This is a genomic window from Methylobacterium sp. Gmos1, from assembly GCF_053764715.1.
This window is the reverse complement of the sequence record NZ_JBSNCC010000035.1, coordinates 22,838-29,277: the sequence shown is the minus strand read 5'-3', so window position 1 is coordinate 29,277 and position 6,440 is coordinate 22,838. Positions and strand designations below refer to the sequence as shown.

Sequence of the window (6,440 nt, the reverse complement as noted above, 5' to 3'; positions counted from 1 at the left end):
TCTCGTGGTCGCGCACCATCCGCACGGCACGTTCGCGCACCTCAGGGGAAAACGGGGTTGTTCGCTTCGTCATGGCTCCATCCTCTCAGAAGTTGGAGCCTCCGGGAAACCCGGGGCGGTTCATCCCGGCCAAACCACCGAAGGTCCGCTACCCTTTCGATGTCATCGGCCCACAGGGCAGGACGTGGATTGAGGCTAGGTGGATCATCACGCTAGCCAAGATGGAAGCGAGGCCATCTCGTTCAGTGGTCGAGCAAGCTCGCAAGGCGCTCGACAGCTTCCAAGAGCGGCGTCTCAGTCGCTTGGACGTGCAAGGCTGTGTCCTCTGGCTCTGCGACCACTATCCCGACCTCACCCACACGGAGATGGCCGGCATCCTGGATGTCACACAGCAGTTGGTCAGCCGGTACGTGAATGTCCGATCGAGACAGAAGGCCAGCGCAGAACGGACGAAGTCGCAGAAGCCTCTTGACCTCGGCAAGATGTGCATCTCGGTAGAGCACGAAAACGAGGCGTCAGCCTCCGGCGGAGCGAGGTTTATTACCCAAGCTCACAACACGCCCAAAAACACATGGGCACTCGCGTCGAGAGCCGCTTAGCTTCGTACCTTCTGCTGCGTGCTGTAGCGCGCCTTGTGGCCGGTGACTTCGAGCGCATGGGCGTCCGATACCGAGACTGCAACACCCTCAACCTGCGGAACAGCAACCTCTACCATGTTGACGGTGGCGGGCTGCGTCCGAAGACCGTACACCGGTTTCCAGCCCGCACTACCTCAATCAAAGCAGCTCGCCACCTCGCAGAACGTACAGACCCGTGAAGCTGCCTGCGTACCTCTCTTTAATGCTCGCAATGACGGTGCGCGTCTCAGCGTCCCGATAATCTCCATAAACTCCGATGTTGAGATAAACTACTAAGCACGGCTTTGGGACGTAGTGCAATCTGGCCTTTTTGCTGATCACTCTGTTGAGCACGCCAGGGATTTGATCGAGGCGATTATCCCAGCCTGCTGAGGGATCATGCCGCGCAACGGGTGCATGAGGTGCGTACTCGTTCGCCCGTTTTCGGCCGGGCATCATGGCCTCTGTAGCTTCTACGTTCAGCGTCTCCCCACCAAGCCTCACGCGACCATCGGGGTACTGCTCGGTCTCACCGGTCAGTTGGACTTCATGAGCCTGGGCGAGTTCCGCGAAGCGGCTGATGATCCAGGCGTCCCGCCAGAACGACCAAGCAGGGCTGCGGAAGATCACGTACGCGCCTACGCGGTCACGGGCGTCCTCGACAATCGCAGAAAACTCAGATGGCGTCTGCCACGCTGAAAGGCTGGCTCTTGTCTCCCTGGCATGGCCTTGCCGATCATCGAGCACGGTACGGACGCCCATCAGGTCGTCAGGAGTAGGAGAGCGTCAGAAGGCGAATGTAGCCTGCTTGGCCTCGTCAAGGCGCAAAACTCCGAGCAACTGCCACGTCTTGGGCCTCTTGAACATGTTGCCGATCGCAAACGCCATCCCACGGCGTGGGTAGTCCTGATTGAAGACACCGTCCATCCAACGGAGGGCTTCGGTCTCGCTGGTTCGCTGCCGCTCACGCCAGAACATGGCGTGCGCTTCCCAGTCGCCGTTGCGGTACTCGTGCCGCCCTGCAGCGTCCTCGAAGCTGAACTTGAACTCGAAAGGGGATGGGTCGAGCGCCGCGAGTTCCTCATCGAAGAACGAGGTTTGACACGCTGCCCGCTTGTAGGCTTCGCGGTCGGCCTCAATGTCAGCAGGCTTCTTCGCCCGGTAGGTGAACCGCGTGTTCCGAGGCCGTATCAAGGCTAGGGATTGTCCTCGCTCCTGTGCTTCCAGGGCGGAGCCGACGATCAGAGGCTCAAGCAGCGTCGACCGCTCGCGATCAGGCAAATGCCCGTCCTTCTTGATGGTCTCTTCGTAGACGTGGCAGCTTTCGCGTCGCCGGTCAGCTTTCGGAGGGCGGTATTTGAACTCAACCCAGTCCCAGCGTGAAAAGCTCGCTTCTTTGAGATGTCGAAACCTGACGGGGTAGAGCCGGAGCCACCTTCCTTCTGAGGTTACTCCAGCGCAACAGACGGTTTCGCCGTAGGTTTTACTCGGCTGCGGTAGCGCCTTGACGAGGATCGTAGCCCTTGCGGATTGAAGCATTTCGGTAACGACCCGGTACATCGCCGTACAAATCGAAAGCTGCCCCAAACTGCTCCTTGAGCGCAAGGGCTACGATCGACCTGTGACAGACGGTGGGATCACGCTCGAAGCACATCAGGCACGTCACCTGCTTGCTAACAATCGCGCCGAGAGCGGTAAGTGCCTGCTGCGCCTCGTTTCCGCTCAGATGACGAGTGTAGATGGCACGGAAGTCGTCGTATCGACCTGCTCTTGCAGCTTCCCGTCCGGGCTTTGGATCACCAAGGTCGCGAAGATGTACGTATTTTATTCCATCGGCCTCCAAGCGAGCCCTCAGCCCGTTCTTAGAGAAGCCCTTTTTGCGCGAGACGGTCACTGCTCGCACATCTACGAGGGTCTCAACGCCCACATCTACGAGGGTGCCGATGAACCGGTCGATGTCCGTTCCTTCGTAGCCGATGGTGAAGATCGTCTGCACTGCCTACCCTCGTGTCCTGACCTCGGGGATACGGGAGACCGGAGGCTCGGTCCACCTGCTAGGCTGCGTTCGGCAAGGCAGCTCGGTTCTCGAGCATGTCGGAAGCGAGCTTGGCTCTTGAGGCTACATGGGCCGCAGAGAGGCGGGGGAGGCTGCGCCGCGGGATGACTGCTGCGCCGTCGAAGCCCCAATCACCTAGCTCGCGCCATGCCACCCGGAGGGCCGCGTCCTCGGTACTGCCTGCTACCCGCATGGGCTCGGGGCAAGCTCAGTTGGACCGTGTCACGGCTCAGTCTTGAACCGTTCCGCCCCACCAAGTAGGCGCTGCGCTTTAGCCCAGCCGGCCGCCTTGCGCGTTCCTCACGGGTGCGACAAGCCTGGAGGGTGGATCGCCGGTCCCGCGAGCAGTTCCGACACGGCGCTACGTCCTGGGTGCGTCTCGCCTCTTGTTCGCGACCAGCACGCCCGGCGGCATCGCCTCATACAGCTCCGCGACCTTCTTGCGCTGCGTGATCATCCGATCCGCGATGGCGTTGATCAGCAGGAACAGGGTGTTCACGGTTTCGGGGTTGTCGTCCAGGTTGATCGCACCCGGATGGACGGCGTTGTTTCTGACCATGTGAACCACGTTGAGCGCCTGCTTGATCTCCCCCAGGAGGCCGCTGGGGTCTCGGTTCATGGCCTCGAAGCTGCGCCAATCGAGCTTGTGCCGGTCGTTTCAGCGCCTTCCGACCCCCACCCCTTCGGTCGGAGGCAAGACAGAAGGGCTACATACAGGAGCATCACATGATTACGGCATGTCAGCAGCACACGAGCCCACTCGCCAACCGCTACAAAGCGCGCTACAAAGGCGCCTTCCGAAAGCCTGAAAACGTCAACAGTTTCAATGCTCTGGCGTGGTACTGACGGTCTCCCGCCGTCCGCACCAAATGCGCTGATGATCTAAATTATTGCTTCCCCTCGTCTTGTGATATTTCAAGATAATCGCGGGAGGCGCCTAATTTCAGCATTGCAATACGTTAGATTTGGGTGTTTACTGAAGCGTCCAGATAATTTTTGGTTATAAAATGCTTCTAAAATCGCATACGGAAGTCCGAACGCGAGATACGGCGCGGTACGCGTGGGCGGGATTGAGGAAATTTCATAATACGAGATTCACATTTGATAAGCACGTCGAACTGTTATCCGTTCCGGCAAAATATCGGAAATTCGCCGAAAAACAGGCCGCTCACATACGCTATTCATTATTACAGGCTAAAGAGTATGCGATTGCTGCACATAATGCAACTTTAGCAACAAAACCTGTCTTAATGTACTATTGCTGCATGAGCTTGGCTCTTGCTGAGATATTAATGAAGCAGGGCGGCGAAAGTAGCCTCGACAAAGCTCGTCTGGAGCATAATCATCATGGCTTGAGCTTGCAAGCTGACGAGGCTCGAATTCGGAAAAGTGAAGATTTCAGTGAAGTAGCGTCGTCACTGAAAGCAATCCCGCTTATAAAAGGCGGAGGCGTTCGCTCTGGCACTTTCGAGCTTTGGCATCGATCTGCCCGTGGAATGCCGACGATCGGAAAACACATTAAGACACAAGCAAACGGAACAATTCTACAACATTATAGCACCCTCATGCAATCATCTGATGCCGCATATCCGAAAATCGAAAGAGCAGGGATAAGTTTACTTGATACTATTTCTCATGTGCCGGGAATGGCAAATATAATAACATCTTATGGCGTATCGTCAAATTTTGTGCGCGGGCGAGTTGAGTTCAATGATAATCGCGTGACCAAAAGAAGCGCAATATCGACAATTATACATCCAGAATTTGCAATATCAGTCGACGATTTTATGGAGAAATTCAAGTTCAAAAACCCGCGCATAGATGGATTCAATTTTCACACTGGCGGACAATTCGGAGGCGGCATATTTGAATTATTAACAGATGGAATTTATTACGACGACTCTATAAGCCCTGACTGCGTTAACATCAATGTGGACGATGTATTATTTTGTAAGGATAACATTATCAACGAATTCGGCTACTTATATACGTCACTCCATATTTTAGGAAATTTTGCTAGGTATTTTCCTGATTTGTGGATTAAATCCGTAGAAAATAGCGAACCGCTCGCAATTGTATCAGAGCATTTTCTCGAAATTGCTGAGGAACGACTGCCACTGCTCTGCCTAAGCGAGCTTTCGCGATCTTACCACGTATGCATAGATTAATATTCTTGCATTTACAAGTTTTTTATGAACTGTGGTGCGATCTAAAGCTCAGAGTTAAAATTAGCAATGCTATGATGAATATTCGTTCAATTCGAGCCTTACTACCACTGATCCGACATCCGACACCCGCATTACAGCCCCCATCACCGCCACGGCCGCAGCCCCCGCCTCGCGGCAGGCAGCTGTCGTACCGACATCAACGCCGCCAAGCGCCACCACCGGCATCAACCCCGCCGCCTCGCGCAACACCCCCAACCCCAGAGCCGGCCCATACCCCGGCTTACTGGCCGTCAAAAAAATCGGGCTCAAGGTCACGTAATCCGCCCCCGCCTCCCGCGCCGCCCGCACGTCGCCGAGCGAATGAGCCGAGACGCCGAGCAGCGCCCCCCGCCCCAGCCGCGCCCGGGCCGCCGCCACGTCCGCCGCCCCGCCGAGCTGAACCCCCGCGGCCCCCACTCTCGCCGCCAGCTCCACATCGCGCCCGATGGTGAGCGCTCCCCCCACCCGCGCCACCTGCCCGGCCAGAGTCTCGGCCAAAGCCGCCCGCTCCGGCGCCGGCAGGTCGCGGTCGCGCAGCCAGATCCAGCGGGCGCCCGCCGCGAGGCAGGCGGCGACGCGGTCGGGCAAGGGTTCGGGGCAGCCGTGCCGGTCGGTGACGATCAGCAGGCGGGCGGGCAGGCTCACGAGCCGACGAGGCCGAGCTGCGGGCTCGACGGCTCGGCGCGGGCGCGACGCGGGATGCGGCCGGCGAGATGGGCGAGGCGGCCGGCCTCGACGGCGTGGCGCATGGCGCGGGCCATCCGCACCGGATCGTCGGCCTTGGCGACGGCGGTGTTGAGGAGCACCGCGGCGGCGCCCAGCTCCATCGCGATCACCGCGTCGGAGGCCGTGCCGATACCCGCATCGACGATCACCGGCACCGGCGAGCGCCGGCAGATCAGCTCGAGATTCGCCGGGTTGGCGACCCCCATGCCGGAGCCGATCAGCGAGCCCATCGGCATCACCGCGGCCGCACCCAGATCGGCGAGCCGACTGCACACGACGGGATCGTCGTTGCAGTAGGGCAGCACGGTGAAGCCGGCCTCGACCAGCTGGCGGGTGGCCTCGATCGTCTCGGCGACATCGGGATAGAGCGTCTCGCGGTCGCCGATCACCTCGACCTTGATCCAGTTCGTGCCCATCGCCTCGCGGGCCAGCTCCGCCGTCATCACGGCGTCGCGGGCGGTCTCGCAGCCGGCGGTATTGGGCAGGAAGCGGGCGCCCTTCAGGCGCGCCACCGTGTCCGAGCCGTGGCCGTGGAGCGAGATGCGGCGGATCGAGACCGTCACCACCTCGGCGCCGCTCTCCCGCACCGCCTCGCTCATGATCGCCTGCGTCGGGTAGCCGGCGGTGCCGATGAGGAGGCGCGAGGACAGGGTCGTGCCGGCGATGACGAACGGGTCGTCGTGGGGGGTCATGGAAGTCCTCCAGAATATCTCGTGGACCGGATCGGTGGCCGGATCGGGCAAGGCCCGCGGCCCCGGGTCCGACCTCTGGGGCAGGATACCGGCCCGGCGCCGTCGCCGCCTTGCGTCCGCCTCAAGATGGGGATGCGCCCGC

General features: G+C 59.5%; 7 protein-coding genes and 1 pseudogene. 2 read left to right on the top strand and 6 right to left on the bottom strand.

All coding sequences use genetic code 11. The features are described from left to right. Window positions 1–599, top strand: a pseudogene (locus tag ACS5PV_RS31535) (hypothetical protein); the annotation flags it as partial. Between the two features lie 177 nt (window positions 600–776). Here the strand turns inward: ACS5PV_RS31535 and ACS5PV_RS31530 are convergent. The 4 genes from ACS5PV_RS31530 to ACS5PV_RS31515 form a co-directional block, all read right to left on the bottom strand. Next, window positions 777–1,379, bottom strand: a complete 603-nt coding sequence (locus ACS5PV_RS31530; RefSeq protein WP_455399263.1) for a hypothetical protein — start codon at window positions 1,377–1,379, stop codon at window positions 777–779. A gap of 24 nt (window positions 1,380–1,403) precedes the next feature. Continuing rightward, a complete protein-coding gene (locus tag ACS5PV_RS31525; RefSeq protein WP_455399262.1) occupies window positions 1,404–2,177 on the bottom strand; it encodes a hypothetical protein in 774 nt (257 codons plus the stop codon). Beyond that, the gene (locus ACS5PV_RS31520) at window positions 2,101–2,613 is read right to left on the bottom strand and encodes a DUF488 domain-containing protein (RefSeq protein ID WP_455399261.1); all 513 of its coding nucleotides are present in this window, start codon (window positions 2,611–2,613) and stop codon (window positions 2,101–2,103) included. Before ACS5PV_RS31520 ends, ACS5PV_RS31525 begins: the two co-directional genes overlap by 77 nt. A gap of 421 nt (window positions 2,614–3,034) precedes the next feature. Beyond that, window positions 3,035–3,292 carry a hypothetical protein gene (locus tag ACS5PV_RS31515; RefSeq protein ID WP_455399260.1) on the bottom strand — a complete coding sequence of 86 codons (258 nt, stop codon included), beginning with the start codon at window positions 3,290–3,292 and terminating at the stop codon, window positions 3,035–3,037. Window positions 3,293–3,680: 388 nt separating this feature from the next. On the opposite strand from ACS5PV_RS31515, the gene ACS5PV_RS31510 reads away from it, so the two are divergent. Beyond that, window positions 3,681–4,841, top strand: a complete 1,161-nt coding sequence (locus ACS5PV_RS31510; RefSeq protein ID WP_455399259.1) for a YaaC family protein — start codon at window positions 3,681–3,683, stop codon at window positions 4,839–4,841. 69 nt (window positions 4,842–4,910) lie between these two features. Here ACS5PV_RS31510 and ACS5PV_RS31505 read toward each other — a convergent pair whose 3' ends face one another. Both ACS5PV_RS31505 and thiG read right to left on the bottom strand, forming a co-directional pair. After that, window positions 4,911–5,525, bottom strand: a complete 615-nt coding sequence (locus tag ACS5PV_RS31505; RefSeq protein ID WP_455399258.1) for a thiamine phosphate synthase — start codon at window positions 5,523–5,525, stop codon at window positions 4,911–4,913. Beyond that, the gene (gene thiG / locus ACS5PV_RS31500) at window positions 5,522–6,298 is read right to left on the bottom strand and encodes a thiazole synthase (protein WP_455399257.1); all 777 of its coding nucleotides are present in this window, start codon (window positions 6,296–6,298) and stop codon (window positions 5,522–5,524) included. Before thiG ends, ACS5PV_RS31505 begins: the two co-directional genes overlap by 4 nt. Window positions 6,299–6,440 lie beyond the last annotated feature (142 nt).

Bases quoted from the DNA above. Each gene is read 5' to 3' on its own strand.
- ACS5PV_RS31530 (WP_455399263.1), bottom strand. From the start codon at position 1,379: ATGGGCGTCCGTACCGTGCTCGATGATCGGCAAGGCCATGCCAGGGAG.
- ACS5PV_RS31525 (WP_455399262.1), bottom strand. From the start codon at position 2,177: ATGTACCGGGTCGTTACCGAAATGCTTCAATCCGCAAGGGCTACGATC.
- ACS5PV_RS31515 (WP_455399260.1), bottom strand. From the start codon at position 3,292: ATGAACCGAGACCCCAGCGGCCTCCTGGGGGAGATCAAGCAGGCGCTC.
- ACS5PV_RS31510 (WP_455399259.1), top strand. From the start codon at position 3,681: ATGCTTCTAAAATCGCATACGGAAGTCCGAACGCGAGATACGGCGCGG.
- thiG (WP_455399257.1), bottom strand. From the start codon at position 6,298: ATGACCCCCCACGACGACCCGTTCGTCATCGCCGGCACGACCCTGTCC.